19 protein-coding genes and 1 riboswitch are annotated in these 22,743 nt (G+C 71.6%); of the genes, 2 read left to right on the forward strand and 17 right to left on the reverse strand.

Translation table 11 applies throughout. The annotated features are described in order from the left end of the window. Positions 1-31 precede the first annotated feature (31 nt). The 14 genes from ACFWRV_RS12060 to ACFWRV_RS12125 form a co-directional block, all read right to left on the reverse strand. Complete coding sequence (locus ACFWRV_RS12060) at positions 32-1,417, reverse strand: NAD(P)/FAD-dependent oxidoreductase (RefSeq protein WP_384332168.1); 1,386 nt, start codon at positions 1,415-1,417, stop codon at positions 32-34. Between the two features lie 427 nt (positions 1,418-1,844). After that, entirely contained in the window at positions 1,845-2,789 is a 945-nt protein-coding gene (locus tag ACFWRV_RS12065) for an exopolyphosphatase (RefSeq protein WP_384332171.1), read from the reverse strand. Further along, positions 2,786-3,400, reverse strand: a complete 615-nt coding sequence (locus ACFWRV_RS12070; protein WP_384332174.1) for a DUF501 domain-containing protein — start codon at positions 3,398-3,400, stop codon at positions 2,786-2,788. Before ACFWRV_RS12070 ends, ACFWRV_RS12065 begins: the two co-directional genes overlap by 4 nt. A 49-nt stretch (positions 3,401-3,449) precedes the next feature. After that, complete coding sequence (locus ACFWRV_RS12075) at positions 3,450-3,929, reverse strand: septum formation initiator family protein (protein ID WP_383267885.1); 480 nt, start codon at positions 3,927-3,929, stop codon at positions 3,450-3,452. A 139-nt stretch (positions 3,930-4,068) separates the two neighbouring features. Further along, on the reverse strand, positions 4,069-5,349 hold the full coding sequence (gene eno / locus ACFWRV_RS12080; protein WP_018515627.1) for a phosphopyruvate hydratase: 1,281 nt from the start codon (positions 5,347-5,349) through the stop codon (positions 4,069-4,071). Between the two features lie 323 nt (positions 5,350-5,672). Then, positions 5,673-6,380, reverse strand: a complete 708-nt coding sequence (locus ACFWRV_RS12085; protein WP_384332179.1) for a transglycosylase family protein — start codon at positions 6,378-6,380, stop codon at positions 5,673-5,675. A gap of 5 nt (positions 6,381-6,385) precedes the next feature. Beyond that, a riboswitch (cyclic di-AMP (ydaO/yuaA leader) is annotated at positions 6,386-6,568 on the reverse strand. 287 nt (positions 6,569-6,855) lie between these two features. After that, the gene (locus ACFWRV_RS12090; RefSeq protein WP_384332182.1) at positions 6,856-7,890 is read right to left on the reverse strand and encodes a transglycosylase family protein; all 1,035 of its coding nucleotides are present in this window, start codon (positions 7,888-7,890) and stop codon (positions 6,856-6,858) included. Between the two features lie 187 nt (positions 7,891-8,077). Continuing rightward, positions 8,078-9,403 (reverse strand): cytochrome P450, encoded by a 1,326-nt coding sequence (locus ACFWRV_RS12095; protein WP_384332185.1) that lies wholly within the window; start codon positions 9,401-9,403, stop codon positions 8,078-8,080. Positions 9,404-9,673: 270 nt separating this feature from the next. Beyond that, a complete protein-coding gene (locus ACFWRV_RS12100) occupies positions 9,674-10,702 on the reverse strand; it encodes a nucleoside triphosphate pyrophosphohydrolase (RefSeq protein ID WP_384332188.1) in 1,029 nt (342 codons plus the stop codon). Positions 10,703-10,775: 73 nt separating this feature from the next. Continuing rightward, on the reverse strand, positions 10,776-11,429 hold the full coding sequence (locus ACFWRV_RS12105) for a SurA N-terminal domain-containing protein (protein WP_384332191.1): 654 nt from the start codon (positions 11,427-11,429) through the stop codon (positions 10,776-10,778). A 162-nt stretch (positions 11,430-11,591) separates the two neighbouring features. Then, the gene (locus ACFWRV_RS12110) at positions 11,592-13,250 is read right to left on the reverse strand and encodes a protein kinase (RefSeq protein ID WP_384332194.1); all 1,659 of its coding nucleotides are present in this window, start codon (positions 13,248-13,250) and stop codon (positions 11,592-11,594) included. Beyond that, entirely contained in the window at positions 13,247-13,852 is a 606-nt protein-coding gene (locus ACFWRV_RS12115) for a hypothetical protein (protein ID WP_384332197.1), read from the reverse strand. Before ACFWRV_RS12115 ends, ACFWRV_RS12110 begins: the two co-directional genes overlap by 4 nt. Before the next feature lie 306 nt (positions 13,853-14,158). Further along, positions 14,159-14,905 (reverse strand): GNAT family N-acetyltransferase, encoded by a 747-nt coding sequence (locus ACFWRV_RS12120; RefSeq protein ID WP_384332200.1) that lies wholly within the window; start codon positions 14,903-14,905, stop codon positions 14,159-14,161. A gap of 100 nt (positions 14,906-15,005) precedes the next feature. Further along, positions 15,006-15,815 carry an HNH endonuclease family protein gene (locus tag ACFWRV_RS12125; RefSeq protein ID WP_384332203.1) on the reverse strand — a complete coding sequence of 270 codons (810 nt, stop codon included), beginning with the start codon at positions 15,813-15,815 and terminating at the stop codon, positions 15,006-15,008. A 405-nt stretch (positions 15,816-16,220) separates the two neighbouring features. Here ACFWRV_RS12125 and ACFWRV_RS12130 point away from each other — a divergent pair, with 405 nt between their 5' ends. After that, positions 16,221-17,069: a nucleotidyltransferase domain-containing protein gene (locus ACFWRV_RS12130; RefSeq protein ID WP_384332206.1), complete on the forward strand. Its 849-nt coding sequence runs from the start codon at positions 16,221-16,223 to the stop codon at positions 17,067-17,069. A 2-nt stretch (positions 17,070-17,071) separates the two neighbouring features. On the opposite strand, the gene ACFWRV_RS12135 is transcribed toward ACFWRV_RS12130, so the two are convergent. Both ACFWRV_RS12135 and ACFWRV_RS12140 read right to left on the reverse strand, forming a co-directional pair. Further along, positions 17,072-17,857 (reverse strand): GntR family transcriptional regulator, encoded by a 786-nt coding sequence (locus ACFWRV_RS12135; protein ID WP_384332209.1) that lies wholly within the window; start codon positions 17,855-17,857, stop codon positions 17,072-17,074. Beyond that, the gene (locus ACFWRV_RS12140) at positions 17,854-18,393 is read right to left on the reverse strand and encodes a GntR family transcriptional regulator (RefSeq protein ID WP_384332213.1); all 540 of its coding nucleotides are present in this window, start codon (positions 18,391-18,393) and stop codon (positions 17,854-17,856) included. The genes ACFWRV_RS12135 and ACFWRV_RS12140 overlap by 4 nt, the downstream gene beginning before the upstream one ends. Before the next feature lie 142 nt (positions 18,394-18,535). On the opposite strand from ACFWRV_RS12140, the gene ACFWRV_RS12145 reads away from it, so the two are divergent. After that, positions 18,536-18,928, forward strand: coding sequence for an ATP-binding protein (locus tag ACFWRV_RS12145; RefSeq protein WP_384332216.1), 393 nt, complete (start codon positions 18,536-18,538; stop codon positions 18,926-18,928). A gap of 73 nt (positions 18,929-19,001) precedes the next feature. On the opposite strand, the gene mfd is transcribed toward ACFWRV_RS12145, so the two are convergent. Next, positions 19,002-22,535 carry a transcription-repair coupling factor gene (mfd, locus tag ACFWRV_RS12150; protein ID WP_384332219.1) on the reverse strand — a complete coding sequence of 1,178 codons (3,534 nt, stop codon included), beginning with the start codon at positions 22,533-22,535 and terminating at the stop codon, positions 19,002-19,004. Between the last annotated feature and the right edge of the window lie 208 nt (positions 22,536-22,743).

The following is a 22,743-nucleotide window of genomic DNA, read 5'->3' on the forward strand; positions in this document are numbered from 1 at the left end:
CGCGCTCCCCGCGGAGCGCTTCACCGGAGGGTCAGGAGGCCTTGGCCTTCTCGCCCTCGGGCTTGGCGGCGGCCGGAGCCGGGGCCGGCTTGGCGGCCTCGTAGAACTCCTCGCGCGGCGTCTCCATGGCGCCGAGCGAGACGACCTCGCGCTTGAGGAACATCGCCAGCGTCCAGTCGGCGAAGATCCGGATCTTGCGGTTCCAGGTCGGCATGGCCATGCCGTGGTAGCCGCGGTGCATGTACCAGGCGAGACGGCCCTTGAGCTTGATCTTCACCTTGCCCATGACGATCATCGCGACGCCCTTGTGCAGGCCGAGACCGGCGACCGCACCCTTGTTGGCGTGGCTGTACTCCTTCTGCGGGAAGCCCCGCATGCCGGAGATCACGTTGTCGCCGAGGACCTTCGCCTGGCGCAGCGCGTGCTGGGCGTTGGGCGGGCACCAGGCGTTCGGGTTGCCGGCGCGGCGGCCGACCATGTCCGGCACCTGGGCGTTGTCGCCCGCGGCCCAGATGTAGTCGGTGCCCTGCACCTGGAGCTTCTCCGAGGTGTCCACGTGACCGCGGGGGCCGAGCGGCAGGCCGAAGCGGGCCAGCGCCGGGTTCGGCTTCACACCGGCGGTCCACACGATGGTGCTGGAGTCGACCTCCAGGCCGTTCTTCAGGACCACGTGACCGTCGACGCAGGAGTCCATCGAGGTGGAGAGGTAGATCTCCACACCGCGGCTCTCCAGGTGCTCCTTGCCGTAGGCGCCCAGCTTCGGGCCGACCTCGGGAAGGATCTTGTCGGCGGCGTCGACGAGGATGAAGCGCATGTCCTCGCGCTTCACGTTCGTGTAGTACTTCGCCGCGTCGCGGGCCATGTCCTCGACCTCGCCGATGGTCTCCGCGCCGGCGAAGCCGCCGCCCACGAAGACGAACGTCAGCGCCTTCCGGCGGACGTCCTCGTCGGTCGTGGAGTCGGCCTTGTCGAGCTGCTCCAGGACGTGGTTGCGCAGGCCGATGGACTCCTCGATGCCCTTCATGCCGATGCCCTGCTCGGCGAGGCCGGGGATCGGGAAGGTGCGGGAGACCGCGCCCATCGCGATGACCAGGTAGTCGAAGGGCAGCTCGTAGGCCTCGCCGACGAGCGGCGCGATCGTGGCGACCTTGCGGTCCTGGTCGATGGTCGTGACCCGACCGGTGAGGACCTCAGCCTTGGGCAGCACGCGTCGCAGCGGGACGACGACATGCCGAGGCGAGATGCTGCCTGCGGCAGCTTCGGGGAGGAAGGGCTGGTACGTCATGTACGACCGCGGGTCGACGACCGTGACGGTCGCCTCTCCGTATCGCATCTTCTTCAGAATGCGACGAGCTGCGTACAGGCCTACGTACCCACCGCCTACAACGAGGATCCTGGGACGCTCCGTGGTGCTCATGCCATCGAGTATCCACCCCTCCCCAGGGGGGTGCTCGTGAGCCCCTTCACAAGGATTGACCGACCCTCTGCTACACTTCGCCGCCCACGTGACCCAGGTCATGGGTACCAAAGGGAACCACAGCACCGCGGGAAACGTTGTTCACCGCTTGTGAGCTGGACCTTGGCCCTTCCGGCGGGGTGAATCACCGCCCCGTTTCATGCGGGCGCAACACCCCTGGAACGCGCCCGCAGCACGCGCCCGCGACCCCAGGGGTGCCCCACAAGGACCTACCGACCCCGATCTGCACCCGACAGGGCCGAATTCCTTGTGAAGAAGTTCACGAAGTTTCTCGCGGCGTGTCCCGAAAGGGCCCCCCGAGCGGCCCACCGGAGCCGGTGGACAGCTCAAAGGTGCAGGTGACAAAGCGATTGAGCAGGGCTTCCGGTCAGCCCGCCGCGCTCCAGGCGATGCCGTCCAGGATGTCGTGCTCGCTGACGACGACCTCGTGGGCTCCCGTCCGCTCCATCACGGCGAGCAGGACGAGCGCGCCGGCCCCGATCACGTCGACCCGGCCGGGGTGCATCACGGGGATCGCGGCGCGCTCGTCGTGCGTCGAGCGCAGCAGGTGTTCGGTGATCGCGCGGACCTGGCCGCGGGAGACCCGGGAGTGGTGGATGGCCGCGGAGTCGTACTCCGCCAGCTCCAGCGCGATCCCGGCGACCGTGGTGACGGTGCCCGCGAGGCCGACGAGCGTGCCGGCCCCGGTGAGCGGCACGGTCTGCTCGGCGAGGTCGAGAGCGGCGTCGATGTCCGCCCGGATCGCGGCGGCCCGCTCGTGGCTGGGCGGGTCCATGACGGCCCCGTCCACGACGAGGTGACGTTCCGTCATCCGTACGCAGCCGATGTCCACGGACCGGGCCGCCTCCACCCCGTCCGAGCCGAGGACGAACTCGGTGGAGCCGCCGCCGATGTCGACGACCAGATACGGCTTCGCCAGGTGGTCGCTGCCGGCCAGCTCCTTGGTGGCCCCGTCGAACGAGAGCTGGGCCTCCTGGTCGCCGGTGATCACCTCGGGCTCGACGCCCAGGATGTCCCGGACCCCGGCCACGAAGTCGGCGCTGTTCTCGGCGTCGCGGGAGGCGGAGGTGGCGACGAAACGGATCCGTTCGGCGCCCAGCTCCTCGATCGCCGCCGCGTACTCGCGGCAGGCCGCGAACGTCCGCTCCAGCGCCTCGGGGGCGAGCCGTCCGGTCCGGTCGACGCCCTGGCCGAGGCGGACGATCGTCATCCGCCGGTCCAGCTCGGTGAAGGAGCCGGTGGCCGGGTCCAGGTCGGCGACCAGGAGCCGGATGGAGTTGGTGCCGCAGTCGATCGCGGCGACCCGGGTCACGCGCCCTTCCCGTCGGCGGGGCCGTCGAGCGGGCGGAAGGCGAAGTGGCCCTCGTCGCCCGCGTCCACCGTCCAGCCGTCACCCTCGCCCGTCGGCGCGCACGGCGTGACGCAGGGGCCCTTGGCCCACCACTCGGGCAGCATCGCGATGGCCTCGTCGCCCAGCGGGTTCACCCCGGGCCCGGCGGCCAGCGAGTGGCCCACCAGAACGTGCAGGCACTTCACCCGGTCCGGCATGCCGCCCGCGCTCGGGAAGCCCTCCAGGACCTCGATGGCGTCGCGGCGGGTGATGTAGTCCTCGTGCGCGGCCCGGTAGGCGTCCGCCAGCCCCGGGTCGGTCTCCAGACGGGCCGTCATCTCCTTCATGACCCCGTTGGCCTCCAGCGTGCCGATCGCCGAGGCCGCCCGGGGGCAGGTCAGGTAGTACGTCGTCGGGAACGGCGTGCCGTCCTCCAGACGCGGCTGGGTCTCCACCACGTCCGGGTTGCCGCACGGGCAGCGGTGCGCGATGGCGCGCAGACCGCGCGGCGGGCGGCCGAGCTGCTGCTCGAACGCGGCGATGTCCGCGTCGGTGGGCTGGGTGGACTCGGTCTGCGGAGGGGGCGTTTCCATGCCTGCCTTGGTTCTGCTCGAAAGCTCGTAGAAGGGGGTTGCGGGTCGGTCAGTCGCGGTCGTCACGGTCGGCGCTGTCCACGCCGTCCCAGAGGTTCGAGTGCCAGGGGCGGTCGCTCGCACCCGGCTCGCCGCGGCGGTCCCGGGCCGCGTCGGGGTCGGCCACGGTGTAGCCGGTCTCCCCGGGGAGGACGTAATGGAGGTGCTGGCGGGCCAGACGCTTGATGTACGCGTCGTCCTGGAGCCGCGCCTTCTCGTCCCGCAGCTCCTCGGTGCGCCGCTCCGCCTCCTGCGAGAGCCGCTCCTGCTCGGCGATCTCGTCGCGCTGGGAGACGTACTGCCGCATCGGGTAGGCGAGCGCCACCACCAGGGAGCAGACCACCAGCGCCAGGAACGCGGCCCGGCCGGTGAGCCGGGAGCGGCGGGCCTGGCGGCGGTTCTGGGATCGGTACACGCGGGCCGCGGTCTGCTCGCCGAGCAGTCGCAGCCTGGTCGCGGTGGAGAACCGGTCGCGGTCCTTCCCGGCCATGTCTCCCCGCCTCCCAGAGCTTGTCGTCAACCTGCCGTCGTCGCCCGAAGGGCGGCAAGCTCTTACGCACGTCCGTCCCCGCACACGGTACGGGACCGGGTGCGGGGACGGGCGGAGGCTACCGTCTCGGGCCTGTGGGTCAGCCCTTGAAGCGCGGGAAGGCGGAGCGGCCCGCGTACACCGCGGCGTCGTCGAGGATCTCCTCGATGCGCAGCAGCTGGTTGTACTTGGCGACGCGGTCCGAGCGAGCCGGGGCGCCGGTCTTGATCTGGCCGCAGTTCACGGCGACGGCGAGGTCGGCGATGGTGACGTCCTCGGTCTCGCCGGAGCGGTGCGACATCATGCACTTGAAGCCGTTGCGCTGGGCCAGCTCGACGGCGTCCAGGGTCTCGGTCAGCGAACCGATCTGGTTGACCTTCACGAGCAGGGCGTTGGCGGAGCCCTCCTCGATGCCGCGGGCCAGGCGCTCGGGGTTGGTGACGAAGAGGTCGTCGCCGACGATCTGCACCTTGGAGCCGATGCGGTCGGTGATGACCTTCCAGCCGGCCCAGTCGTCCTCGTACAGCGGGTCCTCGATGGAGACCAGCGGGTACGCGGAGACGAGCTCCTCGTAGTACTCGGTCATCTCGGCGGCCGAGCGGGACTTGCCCTCGAACTCGTAGACACCGTCCTTGTAGAACTCGGACGCGGCGACGTCGAGCGCGAGTGCCACGTCACGGCCCGGGACGTAACCGGCCTCGGTGATGGCCTCGACGATGAGGTCCAGGGCGGCGCGGTTGGACTCCAGGTTCGGGGCGAAGCCGCCCTCGTCGCCGAGTCCGGTGGACAGGCCCTTGGTCTTGAGGACCTTCTTCAGCGTGTGGTAGATCTCCGCGCCCCAGCGCAGGGCCTCGGAGAAGGACTCCGCGCCGATCGGCGCGATCATGAACTCCTGGATGTCCACGTTGGAGTCGGCGTGCGAGCCGCCGTTCAGGATGTTCATCATCGGAACGGGCAGCAGGTGCGCGTTCGGGCCGCCGAGGTAGCGGAAGAGCGGCAGGTCGGACGCCTCGGAGGCGGCGTGCGCGACGGCCAGCGAGACGCCGAGGATGGCGTTCGCGCCGAGCGAGGCCTTGTTCTCGGTGGCGTCCAGGTCGAACATCGCCTGGTCGATGAGGCGCTGCTCGGTGGCGTCGTACCCGACGAGCTCCGGGCCGATCTGCTCGATGACGGCGAGGACGGCCTTCTCGACGCCCTTGCCCTGGTAGCGGTTGGGGTCACCGTCGCGAAGCTCAACAGCCTCGAACGCACCGGTGGAGGCGCCGGACGGAACGGCAGCACGACCCGTGCTGCCGTCGTCGAGGCCAACCTCGACCTCGACCGTGGGGTTGCCCCGGGAGTCGAGGATTTCCCTGGCTACGACGACGTCGATGGACGGCACGAGGCATCTCCTTCTGGGATCTGACACTGGTTGTGCAGGGTCACTGTGGCCTTGCGACACGAGCCTATCCGGCCCGGCCGCGTCGGCCGGCCGACCGCCCGCCTCCTGGGACGAAAAAGGACCCAAGAACCTGCATCACGGGACAAAACTCTAGAAATCTACTGAGCGGTAACACCAAGAGGTGAACACATGCGGACCTCCGGACGCCTGCCGCTCACGCAGAACCCGGCCCGACGCGCTGGGGGGAAGAGCGCGCCGGGCCGGGAAGCCGTGCGAGGGGAAGTGCCGCCGGACCCTTCCCCTCCGGGGAGGAGAGACGGCGATTACTTCAGGTGGAGCTGCTGACCCGGGAAGATCAGGTCCGCTTCCTTGACGATGTCGTCGTTGAGCTTGAAGAGCTTGCTCCAGCCGCCCTTGACACCTTCCTTGTCGGCGATCTTGCTCAGGGTGTCGCCGGCCTTGACCTTGTACTCGCCGTCGCCCTTCTGGACCTTCTCGCCGGTCGGGGTGGTGACGGTCTTCTTGCTCTCGGCCTCGGGGGCCTCGCGCTGCTCGCTGCGCGTGGTGGGCTGCTCGGCCTGGCGCTCGGGCTGCGCCTGCTCGGGCTTGCTCTCGGACTGGCCGGAGCCGCCGGGGTTCACGCCCGGGTCCACACCGTCGTTGGTGAGGCCGCCGGCGCCGGCGCAGGCCCAGGCGCCCGGGCCCTGCAGGTCGAGAAGCTTCTCGGCGGCGGCGATCTGCTGGTCCTTGGAGGCCAGGTCGGCGCGCGAGGCGTACTGCGTACCACCGGCGGCGGCCCAGCTGGACTGCGAGAACTGCAGTCCGCCGTAGTAGCCGTTGCCGGTGTTGATGGACCAGTTGCCGCCGGACTCGCACTGGGCGACGGCGTCCCAGGTCTCGACGGAGGCGGCGGAGGCGTTGGTCGCGCCCATCAGCGGGACGGCGACGGCGGCACCGGCGACACCCGCGAGGGTGGCGATACGGGTGACCTTGGACGGGCGGCGGTGCTTGCCCTTGCTGTTCAGCAGCATGGAACGAATCTCCTCACCGACGCCTACGAGGTGAGCTGTCGGGTTCGGGCTGATGAGTTGCCCGGTCGCGCGGTCTTGCGCACGACTTCACCCCTAGCCGGTCCCGTACGTCCCCGTCTTCTCGACGAGGCGTCCGGACCCGGCGGCTTACCTGGGTCCCCCGCTCCTGCCTACGGCGCTTACGCGTCTGTTCCCTTCGACCGACGGCAGGATTCGGCGTGACGGTCGACGGGGCCCGCGGTGCGAGCGGTTAGACCGTAAACACAGGCAACCCCGACATTCAAAGATGGACATAGGGGGCAATCAGCCCGAACTCGCGGTGGTCGGCGGGTCGTTTCCGCAGGTCGGGGGTGATTCGCCCGGATCGGCCGGGCGAGACGCACGAGTTGAAGCAAAGAGACCCATGTCTCACTTACGCAAAGTGGACATAGGCCTCTTAACTGCCTCTACTTTCGGGGCTTTTTCCCGAATTGCATCAGTTGGCTACGGGCGCCCCGGCGGGCTCCTCGCCGCTCTCCGACGCAGCCTGGCCGGCACTCCCGTCCAGCCCCAGATCCAGGTTCTGTCCGGGCAGGATCAGGTCCGGGTCGGAGCCCAGGAGGTCCTTGTTGGCCTCGTACAGGCCGCTCCAGCCCTGGGGGAGTTCCTGTGCGTCAGCGATCGCCCAGAGGTTGTCGCCGGCCCGCACCGTGTACCCGTCGGCGGTCGCCGCGTCGCCGTCCCGCGCGTCGCCGTCGCCGCGCGAGGCGTGCCGACCGGATTCGCGGGGGCCGTCCCGCCGGTCCGCGTCGGCCTCCTCGGGCGCGGGGGCGCCGCGGTGCTTGCCGCCCTTGCCGTTCGAGGCGTCGGGGGCGGCGGAGGGGTCCGAGGCGTCGGGGGTGCCGGAGGGCGGCGGGTCGGAGGGCGTCACGGAGGAGTCCGGAGCATCGCTCTCCTCCCCCGCACCGTCACCCTTGTCCTTGCCCTTCTCCTTCTGACCCTTGCCGGACTCATCGGTTTCCCCGGACTTGCCGGATTCATCCGCTTCGCCGGTTGCGTCCGCCTCGCCCGTCGGCGAGGCCGAGGGGTCCTCCGACGGATCGGCGGACGGGTCGGGGGACGGCGAGGTGCCCGGGTCGACGCCGGGCAGGCTGCCGTCCACCGCGAGCCCGGAGATCACCGCACAGCTGGGCCACGCCTTCGGGCCCTGGTCGTCCAGGACCTTCTCGGCGACGGAGATCTGCTGCGAGCGGCTGGCGAGGTCGGCGCGGGGCGCGAACGCCGTGCCGCCGTACGCCGACCAGGTCTCCTGCGAGAACTGGAGCCCGCCGTAATAGCCGTTGCCGAGGTCGGCGCTCCACATGCCGCCGCTCTCGCACTCCGCGACCCGGTCCCAGGTGGAGGCCTCGGCGGCGGTTGCGCCGCTCGCACCGAGCAGCGGGATGGCGATGGCCGATCCCGTCACGCCTGCGGCGACGACGATGGCCGGTGCCTGGCGAGGGCGGCGGTGTCTGCCGTTCGCGGAGCCCATGGGTATGCCTTCCGTGCGACTGACAAGCGAGTGACCTGAGCGCCGCGCAGCGGGATTCCGTGGGGATTCCGTGTCTGCGTCGGCGCGCAAGTGACGCGTGAGCAAGGTGCGGCCGACGCGTCGAACCGTGAACCTAGCGGGACTCGAACGTGTGTCACAAGTCGATGCAGCGCAGATCACGTGAAAGTCACAGAGTTGACAGTCCGTCACTTTTTTCGGAACGGCCTCCCGATTCGAACGCGACGGGAAGGGTGCGCAGTCCGCGCATGATGAGCCCGCCGCGCCAGCGCAAATCGGCAGGTTCTTCCGCAAGTCGCAGGTCAGGAAGGCGCCTCAGGAGCGTGGCCAGCGCGGTCTGCCCTTCCAGACGGGCCAGCGGCGCCCCCAGGCAGTAGTGGATGCCGTGCCCGTAACCGAGGTGCTGATTGTCACGCCGTGCGAGGTCCAGAGTGTCCGGATCCGTGAACCGCTCCGGGTCGCGGTCGGCGGCCGCCAGCACCACCAGTACGGGGTCCCCGGCGGCGATCTCCTCGCCGCCCAGGGTCAGCGCCTCGGTGGCGTACCGCCAGGTCGCCATCTCGACCGGCCCGTCGAACCGGAGCAGTTCCTCGATCCCGGTGGTCAGCAGCGCGCTCTCCCCGGCGTTCAGGGAAGCCTGCAGCGCGGCGCGCTGCTCGGGGTGGCGCAGCAGCGCGTACATCCCGTTCCCGATCAGATTGACCGTCGTCTCGAACCCGGCGAAGAGAAGGATGAACGCCATGGCGGCCGCCTCGTTCTCCGTGAGGTGCTCGCCGTGGTCGCTGGCCCGGATCAGCCCGGAGATCAGGTCGTCGCCCGGATCCTCCCTCTTGCGGTGGATGAGTTCGGCGAGATAGCCGCGCATCTTCTTCACCGACCTGGCGACCCCGCCGCGCGGCCCGCCACCGTGCCGGATCATCATGCCCGCCCAGTCCCGGAAGTCGTCCTGGTCCTCGCGCGGGACGCCGAGCAGGTCGCAGATGGCGTAGATGGGGAGCGGGAAGGCGAGGTCGTGGATGAGGTCGGCCTTGCCGTCCTCGATGAACCCGTCGATGAGCCGGTCCGTCAGCTCCTGCACGCGGGGCGCGAACTCCGCGACCCGGCGCGGGGTGAACGCCTTGGACACGAGCCGGCGCAGCCGGGTGTGGTCCGGCGGGTCGATGTTGAGCAGATGCGTCATCAGCTCCGCCTTGCGCTCCCCCGGGATCCCCGTCTTCCCCTTGGCGTGCGGCGACTCGGCGTGGTTGGCCGGGTTCTTGGAGAGCCGCGCGTCGGCGAGCGCCTGCTTGGCATCCCCGTACCGCGTCACGAGCCAGGCCTCGACCCCGCTGGGCAGCGCGGTCCGGTGCACGGGGCGGTGCTCGCGGAGCCAGGCGTAGGCGGGGTAGGGGTCGGTGGCGAACTCCCAGGTGAAGAGTTCGGGGGCGGCCTCGTCAGGGGTGGCGTGGGGGCAGGCGGAGGGCTCGGAGGTGCCGGGGGCGGGGCTGTCGTTCACGCCTTGACGTTATCGGGCGGGGGGTCGGTGACCTCACTGAGTGCGGGGAGGGCGGGCGCGGCAAGGGATGCCCCCTCGGCCGCCCTGGTCAGCCGCTGCTGCGCACGCTCGGCCAGGAGCAGCCCAAGGCGGTAGGGGCGGCCCACGAGGTCCGGGTCCTGCCGGAGAGCGGCGCGCCGGCCACCACCAGCCCACCGTCCCGCCGCGCCTCGCGGACCCGGGCCTCCAGCTCGCGGTGGCAGTCCCGTCCCCCGCCTCCCGCGCGGCCCCTCAGGTCACCGTGTCACCGTACTGACCCGCCCCGCCCTCCGCCGCCAGGATCGCGTCGCGGTAGGCGCGGGCCGCCGCGCGGAGGGCGGCCTCGGGGTCGGCGCCGTTCGCCTCGGCGCGTACGGCGAGGGCGAGGAGCTCGTAGCCGATGGAGTCGGACGAGGGACCGCCCGTCGGCAGGGGCACGTCGAGGCCGGCCGTACGGACCCGGCTGCCGAGCTTCGCGGCGAGGGCCAGGCCGGGCTGGCCGAGGGGGACGCCCTCGGTGACCGAGGTGCGCTGCTTCTCGATCGCCTTGGTGCGCAGCCAGTGCGCGTGGACGTCCTCCGGGGTCTCGGCGGTCTCGTCGCCGAAGACGTGCGGGTGGCGGTGGATCAGTTTCTCGACGAGGCCGCCCGCGACGTCGTCGATGGCGAAGGGCTCCTCGGGATCCTCCTCGGCGATGCGCGCGTGGAAGACGACCTGGAGCAGGACGTCGCCCAGCTCCTCGCGGAGTTCGTCGCGGTCGCCGTCCTCGATCGCCTCGACCAGTTCGTACGCCTCCTCGATGGCGTACTTGGCGAGGCCCTTGTGCGTCTTCTGCGAGGTCCAGGGGCACGCGCGGCGGATCCGGTCCATGACCTGGACCAGGTCGAGGAGGCGGGCCCCGGGCAGGTCGTACGAGCCGGGGAGCAGTTCCAGGTCCGGCATGGCCACCCGGCCCGAGCCGCCGAGGCAGGCCAGGCCGTCGGTGAGGGGGCCGTTGCCCTCGCCGCCGGTCAGGACGACGACCGTCCGGCCGCCCGCGCAGTCGGCGACCAGCTCGTCCGCGGAGGGCGTGGCGTGCTCGACGCGTACGCCCGCCTCGCGGAGGTACGGGAGCTGCGGCTGGTCCGGGTCGGCGGTGAGGACCCGGTCGGCGGCGTGCAGCGTCTGCCAGGCCGGCCAGGACAGCAGGCCGGGCGCGACCCGGTGGCTGGCGGTGAGCAGGACGATGCGGCCGGGGTCGGCGGGGGGCTCGACGGAGGCGTGTGGGGCTTCGGCGTTCACCCTGCGAACCTACCTCCGGCCGCGGTGGCTGCGGCGAGGGCGAACGGCAGCGCACCCCGCGGCCGGGGCCGGCTCAGGCTCCTGTCGGCTGCTCCGGGGTGAACTTCGTGCGCTGGGTGATCCAGGGAGCGCTGTAGTTGCCGAGCTGCATCTTCTGGTCGTCCCAGGTGCCGAAGCGCGGGTTGACGTCGATGTCGAGGGCTTTCGACGCCTTGGTGAGGGCCTCGCCGACGACCTGCTGACCGGCGGGCGTGCCCAGGTCCGCGCCGAGCGCCCGGGCCAGCTTCGGGAGCTGGACCTCCTGGCGCATGTCGGCGTCGATCTGGTCCGGGGCCACCCAGCGCTGCTGGAGCATCATCGCCTCGAACTGCTCCTCGCCGCCCTGCTGGGCGCGGCTGGCCTGCCGCATCTCCTGGATCTCCTTGCGGGAGACCGTGACTCCGGCGTCCTCGGCGGCGCGGTCGAGGATCCGGCCGAAGATCAGCCCGTGCAGCTTGGCGCGGTTGAGCTGGCCCGACTTGTTCACCAGCTGGGCGGCCTGCGGGGAGGTCTCCTGGGCACTGCGGACCTCCGCCGCCCGGTCCTGGACCGCCGACACCTCGATCCGCTCGCCGCCCACGACGGCCGCGGCACCGGGGTGGGCCTGGTTGCCGCAGGCCGAAAGGAGCGGCGCGGCGACGAGCGTTGCGGCGAGGACGGTGAGCGCGGTGCGACGACGGCGGTGCAAAGGAGCCTCCCGGGGAGAGCTTGTGCATGGGTGCACAAAGCCTTGCGGTGATCGATGGTAGGCAGTGGATGTGGCCTGTGCCACTGATTCGACCAACGATTCCGGAGGAGTTGGGGATGTGGTCCGCGACGGCGCCGCTCCGGGGGCGATCCGGGGGTGCTGTCAGCCGCCGCGGACGTCCCGCTGGTGGCTGAGCAGGCGGCGCAGGTCCATGGGCAGCGGGTGGCGCGGGCCGTAGGTGCGCTCGGCGTCGTACAGCAGCGCCTGGAGCTGGGCCCGGCCCGCGGTGTGGTCGCCGACCGCCAGGAGCAGTTGGCCGATGCGGTGCCGGATGTCGAGGGCGCGGCCGGGGTCGGAGGTGATCGGCCCGTAGGCGTTCTCGTAGTACGGGAGGACCGCGCGGTACTCGACCAGCGCGGCCCCGGCCTCGCCGAGCTGTTCGAGGCACTGGGCCGCGTCGTAGCGGAACTGGAGGGCCTGGGCGTCGGCCGGTCCCGCCTCGGCGGAGCGGTCCTCGGCCAGGCGGCGCAGTTCGGGCAGGGCGCGCCGGTACTGCCCGTCGTCCATCAGCGTCGCGGCGTACTGCTTGCGCAGGATGCGGACGACCGGCGAGTGCTCGCCGTGCTCGGCGGCCGCGGCCGGGAGGGTGGCGCCGAGGACGTCCACGGCCTGGGTGATCCGGCCCTCGCCGAGCAGCTTCTTCACCTCGTCCACGGCCCGCGCGACGTCCGGCCGGGCGGCGGGCGGGGTGGTGGGTCGGGCAGGGGTGGCCCGAGTAGGGGACGGGAGGACGGCCGGCGGCGGTGTGAAGGACGGCGGGGCGCCGAGGGAGGGCGGCGTCGTGGCGAAGGTGGCCGGCGGCGCGGCGAACGTGGCGGGTGCGGGCACCGGGGCCGGGGTGGCGGCCCGGTCCGGCCAGGGGGCGTGCGGCCGCAGGAACGGGCGGGTGGGGTCGAGCGGCCCGGCGGGGGTCCCGTGCTTGGGCAGCAGCGGGGCGAGGTCCTCGTACACCTCCTGCGCAGAGGCGGGCCGGTCCTGCGGGTCCTTGGCGAGCAGCCGCAGCACGAGGGCCTCCAGTGGGGCGGGGACCTCGGGGCGGGCCTGCCGGACCGGGACGGGGGCCTCGTAGAGATGGCGGTGCAGGACGCCGAGCGCGGTGGATCCGGCGAACGGCACGTCTCCGCTGAGGAGTTCGTGCAGGAGGACCCCGAGGGCGTACAGGTCGGTGTACGGGCCGACCGCGCCGCCCATCGCCTGCTCGGGGGCCATGTAGGCGGGGGATCCGATGGGCGAGCCGGTGTGCGTGAGGCGGGTGGTGTCGGTGTCGAGGACGGAGGCGACGCCGAGGTCGAGGACGGTGACGGTGCCGTCGGGGCGGACCATGACGTTCCGGGGCTTGAGGTCGCGGTGGACGATCGGCACGGCGTGCACCGCGCAGAGGACCGCGCAGAGCTGGGCGGCGACGGCGACGGCCCAGGGCCAGGGGTACGGGTCCTGCTCGGTCAGGTGGTCGGCGAGGTCCGCGCCCTCGACGTACTGCATGACGAGGTAGAGGTCGTCGCCGTCGCTGCCCGCGTCGTGGACGGTGACCAGGCCCGGGTGGTCGACCTGCGCGGTGACCCGGCACTCGCGGACGAACCGTCGGCGCAGTTCATCGGCCGCGTCGCTGCCGGTGGGCCCGGCGACCCGGTCGGGGCGCAGCAGTTTCACGGCGACGCGGCGGTCGAGGCGCCGGTCGTACGCCGTCCACACCTGGCCCATGCCGCCCTGGCCGAGGATGGCCGCCAGTTCGTACCGGTCGGCGATGATCCGCCCGCTCACCGGCCTTCGCCCTCCCTGTTCCCCTTGCTCTCCTTGCGGAGGTAGTCGCTCAGCTCGTCCAGCTCGGCGCGGACCTGGTCGAGGCGCTGGGGCGCGGGCGTGGGGGTGGGCGGCGGGGTCGGCGCGGTGTACGGGTTGGGCTGCGGTTGCTGCTGGTGAGGCTGGTGCTGTTGAGGCTGGTGCTGCTGGTACGGCAGCGGCGGGGCGGGCTGCCCGCCGGCGTGGACGGTGTACGGGGGCGGGGAGCCGAGGGCGTTGTAGTGCCGTATCTCCGCGTACAGGTAATAGGTGATCACCCCGGCCAGCAGCGCGAGGATCCAGAGCATCATGAACAGCGCCGCCGCGTCCGACATCTGATCCGGGTCGTCCGGTGTGGCCATGATGAAGGCGAACAGCCCGACGTTGAGGGCGATCACGACCACCAGCAGGAACCAGTCGCGCGGCTTGCGGGTGACGATCGCGAGCCGCAGCATCGCCGCCCAGCCCAGGAGGCCGCAGCTCAGCACGGTCACCGTCACGAGGATCACGCGCACCGTCGTGAGCGTCCCCGAGGACGGCCGGGATGTCGTCGGCTGCTGCGGCATAGGGCCGTAGCCGTGCATGTGCTGCTCCTGGGACGCGTATGTTCGGACGTGTGGGGTGAGCGTATACACCTCCGCCGACCGGCTGTCCCCGGTTGTGCCCAACCGTTGTGGTTCACCTCACCTGCGCGTGACGTGCCCGGAGCCGCCGCCGCCGAAGTCCACCTCGGCCGCCGGCGGGACGCGGAGCCGGTGACGACGGCCTCGCTGACTTCCCGGGCGCACAGGACGGCGTCGACTTCCGTGTCGGGGTCGCGTCCGCGACGAGGGTGTTCTGCCCGGCGGTGACGAGGAGCGCGGGGCCGCCCTCCTCGTCCGGCTCGGCCGTCACAGCCGGTGCCGTACCCAGACGTTGGGTTCGACGTAGACCGCGTAGCCGTGGGCGAGCGCGCAGTGCACCGGGACGAGCGCCCCCGGCACCTCCACCGGACCGTCCATGTCGAACGGCAGCCCGGTCCACTCCCGCCACTGCGCGAGCGAACCGCTCACGGTCATCGACACGGTGGCGACCGAGTCCACCGTCCCGCCCGCCCGGGCATGGACCCGCAGCCACGGGTCCTCGGGCAGCCCGTCCTCGGGGCGGGTCAGCCGGACGTACTCCTCCATGGGCAGGCCGGCCTTCAGGTGCTTGCCGCTCGGCCGCACCGGGGCGACGACCTCCCGGAAGCCGAGCCGCCGCGCGTTGTCCCGCATCGCGGCGAGCATCCGGCCCGATATCCCCTTGCCCTGGTGGCCGGTGGCCACGGTGATCTCGATCGCGCCGACCGTGTCGGGCGTGCGGGCGCGCCGCAGGTCGGCGAAGGCCCACAGCAGCATCCGGTCCCAGCCGCCGACGGGCAGTTCGCCGCGCCCGGGGGCGTCCAGGACGAAGGGCACGCTGTAGGCGCGGGCGACCACGACGCCCTCGGGGTCGGTGGCGACCAGCACGTACCGGGGGAACTCGACCGCGATCCGGGCGAAGTTGGCCCAGCCGACGATGTCCTCCAGCACGAACTCCGGCCAGTCGTCCGGCATCGCGTCCAGGGCGTCGGCCAGCTCCAGGCGTTCGGCGAGGGTGGTGATCGTCAGTTCCATAGGCGCGACCCTAGGCAGCCCGCGCCGGTCCGACCAGCGAATATCGGCGGCCGTCACTCCTCCCCCGGGCACCCTCCGCAGGCCTCCGGGAGCTGCCCGCTCAGCCGCCGCACTGGCTGAGCATGGCCTTCTTGTCGGCCGTCGTGACGGGGAGTTCGTACTTCAGCGAGACCTGGGCGAACCGCACCGCGTAGGAGCAGCGGACCGGCTTGTACGGCGGCAGCCAGGAGGCGGGGCCGGAGTCCCGCTTGGCGTTGTTGGCCGGGCCGTCCACCGGGATGAGATTGAGCGGGTCGTTGGCGATCTGCTCGCGCTTGGACTCGTTCCAGCGGGCGGCGCCCATCTGCCAGTCGTAGGACAGCGGCATCACATGATCGATCTGCACCTTGGTGGCCTGCTGCTTGCGCCAGTCGATGGTCTCGCCGGTGTAGGGGTCCTGGAGCGTCATCGACATGACGACGCAGTCGGATCCCGCCTTGTGCTCGATGTCCTTGCCGTCGCGGGCGAGCAGGTCGTTGCGGGTGTCGCAGCCGTTGCGGGCGAGCGGGATGCCGTCGATGCCGTCCTTCCAGGCGTAGCCGAACTTGTCCCGCTCGTAGCCGGTCTTCGGGCCGCGCCCCTTGATGGCCACCTTCTCGATGAGCTTCCGGGCGGCGGCCCGGTCCGCGTCGGTGGTGAGGGGGGCCAGGCCCGGCTTCGTGCCGTCCGGGTTGTCCAGCGGGTCGGCGCCGAAGCCCTCGGCGGACTGCGCGCCGCCGTTGGTCCCGCCGCCGCTCGTCGTGCCGCCGTCGGCGGAGAGGTCGTCCGGGTCGCAACCCGCCAGGGCGAGCACGACGAGGGCGCTGAGGGCGGGAAGAGCCGCTCGGCGCGTACGGCGGTGCGAAGCGCGGTGCGTATCGGGAGCTATCACGTGAAGCCGTCCTGACGGGAAGAAAGCCGAACGCCGAGAATCCTAGGATCCCCTGGGCGTCTTCCCCGCCGGAGGCGGTTCCATGACTGGGCTTCAGCGCACGATGCGCCGGACCGTCGAGGCCGCCCGGGTCACACTCACTTTCCCGATCCCGAGGGTATTCGGCGGGCAGCAGCCCCGAGCCGATGCCCTGAGGACGGCACGGGACTGCTGACCGCCGTGGCCGCCGAGGGGTACGCCACGCCGGATAAGGGCCGCGACGGCTGGCGGGGGCGTCCCCTAGGCTGCCCCTCATGGGCGTTTCCTGAGCGACGAACGAGGTCCCGCAGCGGGACCGGAAGCCGCCCGGCGTCGACCGCCGGGCCCCCTTCGTATGCCCACGCACCCCACTCGGGAGATCCGGCCATGCCGCACGCACGCCCTGCCCCTACGCCCCTGCCCGCCGACGCCCTGAACCGCCGCATCGAGCTGCTGCGCGCGACGGCCGAGGCCGACCCCCGCGTGGAGGGCGTCCTCCTCTACGGATCGTGGACGCTCGGCGAGGCCGACGCCCACTCGGACCTGGACGCGTACCTCTTCGTACGGGAGGAGGACGTCGACGCCTTCGACGGGCGGGAGTTCGTGGAGCGGCTGGCCCCGCTGAAGCTGGCGTACACCAACATGTACGGCATCCTCGCCGTGGTCTTCGACGACCTGATGCGCGGCGAGTTCCACGTCGAGCCCACCGGTCCCGGCATCAGGGAGATCGCCACCTGGCGCGACCAGGTCCACTTCCCCCGTCCCGATGCGGCGGTCCTCCTGGACCGCACCGGTGGCCTGACCGCCGCCGCCCGCGAACTGGCCGCCTTCCGCCCGCCGGAGCCGGTGGCCACGGCCCAGCAGCTCACGGACGAACTGGCCAACTGGACCCTGATGCTGGCCCACGTCCAGGCCCGGGGCGAGCACGCCCGCGCCCACAACCTGCTGCACGCCGTGATCGCCCCGCTCCAGCTCAAGCTCTGCCGCCTGCTGCGCGGCTCGACCGCCCACTGGCTCACCCCGAGCCGCGCCCTGGAGGCGGACCTGCCGGGCGCGGACGTCGGGCGGTACGCCACGACGACCGGCTCCCTCACCCCGGAGGCGCTCCGCACGGCGGCGGCGAACAGCTGGCACTGGAGCCGGGAGCTGGCGGCGGAGGCGGCGGACCGCTGGGGGACGCGGCTGCCGCTGGGGCTGCACGAAGAGATCGCGGAGGCGCTGTCCCCGACGGGGTGACCTCAGCCGTTCTCGGGCGGGAACTCGTACTGGACCTCGTACAGGTGACCCGCCTTGACCATCACCGTGGCCTCGATGGGCCGGTCGTCGTCGCTGAACACCACCCGCAGTGTCCGCAGGACCGGGAGGTCCCCGGGGAGCCGGAGCAGTCGGTACTGCTCCTGCGTCGCTACGCGCGCCGAGACCCGGTCGACGCTGAGTCTGGGCGGGTAGCCGAGCGAGGCCAGGAGGGTGGGCGTGCCTCCCGGGATCCGGCGGCGTTCGGTGATGGCCGTGCTTTCGGCGATATCCAGCGGGTAGTACGAAGAGACGAGTTCTGCGGGCTCGTCGTCGATCGACAGCAGTTGGTGGCGGAGGATCGCGGTGCCGCCCGGCTGGAGCGCGAGAGCGACCCCGACATCCGCCGGCGGCTCGGCCTCCGTGACGTCCAGGAGCGTGCTGCGGGCGCGTGTGCCGGAGCTCTTCGCCTCCGTCAGCCAGCGGTACGGCACTCCCGACGGGGACGGGGCCGGGTACGCGGCGGGCCGTATCGTGCGCTGCCGGTGCTCACGTACGGTCACCGACGCGCCTGCCCTGCCGACCACGAGGTGCTCGCCCTTGAGGAGCTGCACGGCCTTCTGAATGGTGGCGTTCGCCGCGCCGAACCGCTCCTTCAACTGTGCGGTGGAGGGCAGGCTGTCACCCGGAGCCAGGTCCCCGGACATGATGTCGTCCCGCAGGTCGGCGGCGATCCGCTCGTGCAGCGGACGGCCGTCCGCCTCTTCCGTCTCCGGTCCGTGCATCGTCATCCGATCCTGATCTCGTACCGCAGCTTCTGGCCCCGGGGAGGCATGACCATCACATCGGCCTGGATCGGCCGGTCGTGCGCGTCCAGGGTGAGCCGGGTCAGTTCGAGGACCGGCTCGTCGGCCTTCAGGGCCAGCTCCGCCCGTTCGCTCTCGGACGGCATACGAGCGGCCACGTCCTCCTGCGCCCGGACACCGACGTGGCCGAGCTCGGCGAGCAGCCGGACGGCTCCTCCTCGGATCTTCGCCGTGCCGGCCAGTCCTGTGCCCCGCGCGATCTCCACGGGGTAGTAGGTGTCGGTCAACTCGCAGGGTTCGCCGTCGAGATACATGATCCGCCGCCGTCCGACGACCTGTCCGCCGGGTTCCACCGCGAGCAGGCCCGCCACGCGCTCCGGGGCGGCGACTTCACCGGCACTCACGATCTTCTGGGTGCCCCGTCGCCCCGCCGACGCTGCCTCGGCGCTCCAGACGTCGCCTCCGCCCTCAGCCGTCGTCAGGTAGTGAGTGGACGCGCTGATCACTTCGCCCTCGCCCATGGCCTCCTCCTTCGCAACGACGGACCTTGCCGGTGCACACGGTAGGCGACTCCGTCGAACACCCCAAAGAGTATCTTGCCGCCTTTCGCGAATAGCAGTACGGGCCTCTCGTTACGGCCCACGAGCAAGGCGGTGAACCACCGTGTCCTCTTCGCAGTTACGGCGCTTCCCCCGACGGCGCACATCCGTCGGTGCCTCACGCGATTTCGTCGTCCATGTCCTCAGGGAGTGGCAGCTCACGGACCTGATCGACGAGATAGAGCTCTGCACCTCGGAGCTGGCGACCAACGCCCTGCTTCACGGCGTCCCACCGGGAAGGGAATTCGCCGTCCGGCTCGACCTGACGGACGACCTCGTACGGCTGGAGGTCCGGGACAGCGGCGACGGGCGGCCGGAGATTCAGCACGCGGACGAGAGCAGTTGCTCGGGGCGCGGGCTGTTCCTCGTCGGTGAACTCGCCGCAGACTTCGGCATCGACCACCACGCCGTGGGCAAGACGGTGTGGGCCGCGTTCAAGCGGCCCGCGAAGCCGTAGCGGCCCCGGGCCAGACGCATCGGGCCCCGCCGGTCAGCCCGGCGGGGCCCGATCGTTCACGCAGTACCCGGCCCTACGACCCCAGGATCGTCGTCAGGAACTCCCCGGTCCACGCCAGCAGTTCGCGGCCGATGACCGGCTTGCCGCCGATCTTGCCCGTCGTCGGGCGCGGCACCAGGATCTGGTGGGCGGCCGGCTTGATGACCGTCTTGGGGTGCAGGCGCTTCAGGCGGAGCTCCTGGGACTCCCGCAACTCCACTGGGGCGAAGCGGATGTTGGAGCCCTGGAGGACGATCTCGCCGACTCCGCAGGCGCGGGCCAGCATGCGCAGGCCGGCCACCAGGAGGAGGTTCTCGACCGGTTCGGGCAGGGGGCCGTAGCGGTCGGTCAGTTCCTCGCGGACCGCGCGGATGTCGTCCTCCGAGGTGGCCTGGGCGATCGCGCGGTACGCCTGGAGGCGCAGCCGCTCGCCGGGGGCGTAGTCGTGCGGGACGTGCGCGTCGACCGGGAGCTCGATCTTGACCTCCAGCGGGGGTTCCTCCTGCTCGCCGCCCTCCATCTGGGCCCGGTAGTCGGCGACCGCCTCGCCGACCATGCGGACGTACAGGTCGAAGCCGACGCCCGCGATGTGGCCGGACTGCTCGCCGCCGAGCAGGTTGCCCGCGCCGCGGATTTCCAGGTCCTTCATCGCCACGTACATGCCCGCGCCCATCTCCGTGTGCTGGGCGATGGTGGCCAGGCGTTCGTGGGCCGTCTCCGTCAGGGGCTTCTCCGGGGGGTAGAGGAAGTAGGCGTACCCCCGGTCGCGGCCTCGGCCCACCCGGCCGCGCAGCTGGTGCAGTTGGGAGAGGCCGAAATTGTCGCCGCGCTCCACGATCAGGGTGTTGGCGTTGGAGATGTCGATGCCGGACTCGACGATCGTCGTGGACACCAGGACGTCGAACTTCTTCTCCCAGAAGTCCACCACCACCTGTTCCAGGGCCGCTTCGGACATCTGGCCGTGGGCCGTGGCGATCCTGGCCTCCGGGATGATCTCGCGGAGGCGGGCGGCCGCCCGGTCGATGGACTCGACCCGGTTGTGGATGTAGAAGACCTGGCCCTCGCGCAGCAGTTCACGGCGGACGGCCGCGCCGATCTGCTTCTCCTCGTACGGGCCGACGAAGGTGAGCACCGGGTGGCGCTCCTCCGGCGGGGTGGTGATCGTGGACATCTCGCGGATGCCGGTGACCGCCATTTCGAGCGTACGGGGGATGGGGGTCGCGGACATGGTGAGGACGTCGACGTTGGCGCGGAGCTTCTTCAGCTGCTCCTTGTGCTCGACGCCGAAGCGCTGCTCCTCGTCCACCACGACCAGGCCGAGGTCCTTGAACTTCGTCTCGGAGGAGAACAGGCGGTGGGTGCCGATGACCAGATCGACTGAGCCGTCCTTGAGGCCTTCGAGCGTTGCCTTGGATTCTGTTTCGGACTGGAAGCGGCTCAGCGCGCGCACGTTGACCGGGAATTGCGAGTAGCGCTCGGTGAACGTGCCGTAGTGCTGCTGGACGAGGAGGGTGGTGGGGACGAGGACCGCCACCTGCTTGCCGTCCTGCACCGCCTTGAACGCGGCCCGGACCGCGATCTCCGTCTTGCCGTAGCCGACGTCACCGCAGATCAGGCGGTCCATCGGGACCGTCTTCTCCATGTCCTCCTTGACCTCGGCGATCGTGGACAGCTGGTCGGGCGTCTCCGCGTACGGGAAGGCGTCCTCCAGCTCCCGCTGCCAGGGGGTGTCCGAGCCGAAGGCGTGGCCGGGGGCCGCCATCCGGGCGGAGTACAGCTTGATCAGGTCGGCGGCGATCTCCTTGACCGCCTTCTTCGCCCGCTGCTTCGTCTTCGTCCAGTCCGCGCCGCCGAGCCGGTGCAGCGTCGGGGCCTCGCCGCCGACGTACTTGGTGACCTGCTCCAGCTGGTCGGTCGGGATGTAGAGGCGGTCGCCCGGCTGGCCGCGCTTGGCGGGGGCGTACTCGACGAGGAGATACTCGCGGGTCGCGCCCTGGACCGTGCGCTGCACCATCTCCACGTACCGGCCCACACCGTGCTGCTCGTGGACGATGTAGTCGCCGACCTCCAGCGTCAGCGGGTCGATCGTCTTCCGGCGGCGGGCCGGCATCCGGCCCAGGTCCTTGGTGGCCGTCCGCTGGCCGGTCAGGTCCGTCTCGGTGAGCACGGCGAGCTTCAGCGCCGGGTCGACGAACCCCTGCTCGATGGCCCCGCAGGAGACGTGCACCAGGGACGGGGTGAGCTCCGTCAGGTCCGCGTCGAGGCGGGCCGCGATGCCCTCGCCGCCCAGCACCTCGACCGTACGGGTGGCGAGCCCCTGGCCCTCCGTCACGTACACCGTGCGCCAGCCGTCGGCCAGCCACCCCTTGGTGTCGGCGAGCGCGCGGGCGGTGTCGCCCCGGTACGCCTCCGGCGCGTGCATGGAGAGCTGGAGCGTGTCGTCGTCGTGGTCGGCGGCGTCGGCCGCGAACGGGGAGATCGACCACCACATCATGCCCAGCTCACGGGCCCGGTCCCGGACGTCCGCGATGCCCCACAGCGAGGCCGCGCCCACGTCGATCGGGGCCTCGCCGCCGCCCGCGCTCGCCGCCCACGACGCCTGGAGGAACTCCTGGCTCGTGGCGACCAGGTCGGCCGCCCTGGTGCGGACCCGCTCCGGGTCGCAGACGATCGCCATCGCGTCCTTCGGCAGGACGTCGAGCAGCAGCTCCATGTCGTCGACCAGCACCGGGGCCAGGGACTCCATGCCCTCGACCGCGATGCCCTCCGCGATCTTGCCGAGCAGCTCGCCCAGCTCCGGGTGGGCCTCGGCGAGGGCGGCGGCCCGCTCCCGCACCTGGTCGGTCAGCAGCAGCTCGCGGCAGGGCGGGGCCCACAGCCCGTGCGCGGCGACCTCCAGGGACCGCTGGTCGGCGATCTTGAAGTAGCGGATCTCCTCGACCTCGTCGCCCCAGAACTCCACCCGAAGGGGGTGCTCCTCGGTCGGCGGGAAGACGTCCAGGATGCCACCGCGTACGGCGAACTCACCACGCTTCTCGACCAGTTCGACCCGGGAGTACGCGGCGGCCGCCAGCGCGTCCACCACCTCCCCCAGGTCCGCGCTCTGCCCGCCGGTCAGCGCCACGGGCTCCAGCTCGCCGAGCCCCTTGACCTGCGGCTGCAGCACGGAGCGGATCGGCGCGACGACGACGGAGACCGGGCCGGTCTCCGGGTCGTCCTCGCGCGGGTGCGCCAGGCGCCGCAGCACGGCGAGCCGCCGGCCCACCGTGTCCGAGCGGGGCGAGAGCCGTTCGTGCGGCAGGGTCTCCCAGGACGGGTACTCCGCGATCGTGTCCGGCGGCAGCAGCGTGCGCAGGGAGGCGGCCAGGTCCTCGGCCTCCCGGCCCGTCGCCGTGACGGCCAGCACGGTCCGGCCGGTCTGCCGGGCCAGCGCGGCCACGGCGAACGGGCGCGCGCCCGGCGGGCCCACCAGGTCGACATGGGCCCGGTGCCCGTCTCCGGCGGCCTTCACCGCCTCGGCGAGCGCCGGGTCCGTAACGACGACATCCAGCAGACCGTGCAGACTCATGAAGTTTCCGTCCGGGGATCAGATCAGGGGTGGTTCAGCGGTGGGGCCGGGGGTGGTGCGGGCGGCAGACCGGACAGCCGGCTGCTGCCCGGGCAACGCGAAGGGCCCGACACGTGGGACGCGCCGGGGGTTCCAGGTTACGACCCGGGGGTGACAGCCGCGCCCGCAACGGGCGAGCGGGCGGCGCAGACCGCCTCCTCGCCGCCCG

The sequence above is a fragment of the Streptomyces sp. NPDC058576 genome (assembly GCF_042718715.1).
GTDB lineage: Bacteria > Actinomycetota > Actinomycetes > Streptomycetales > Streptomycetaceae > Streptomyces.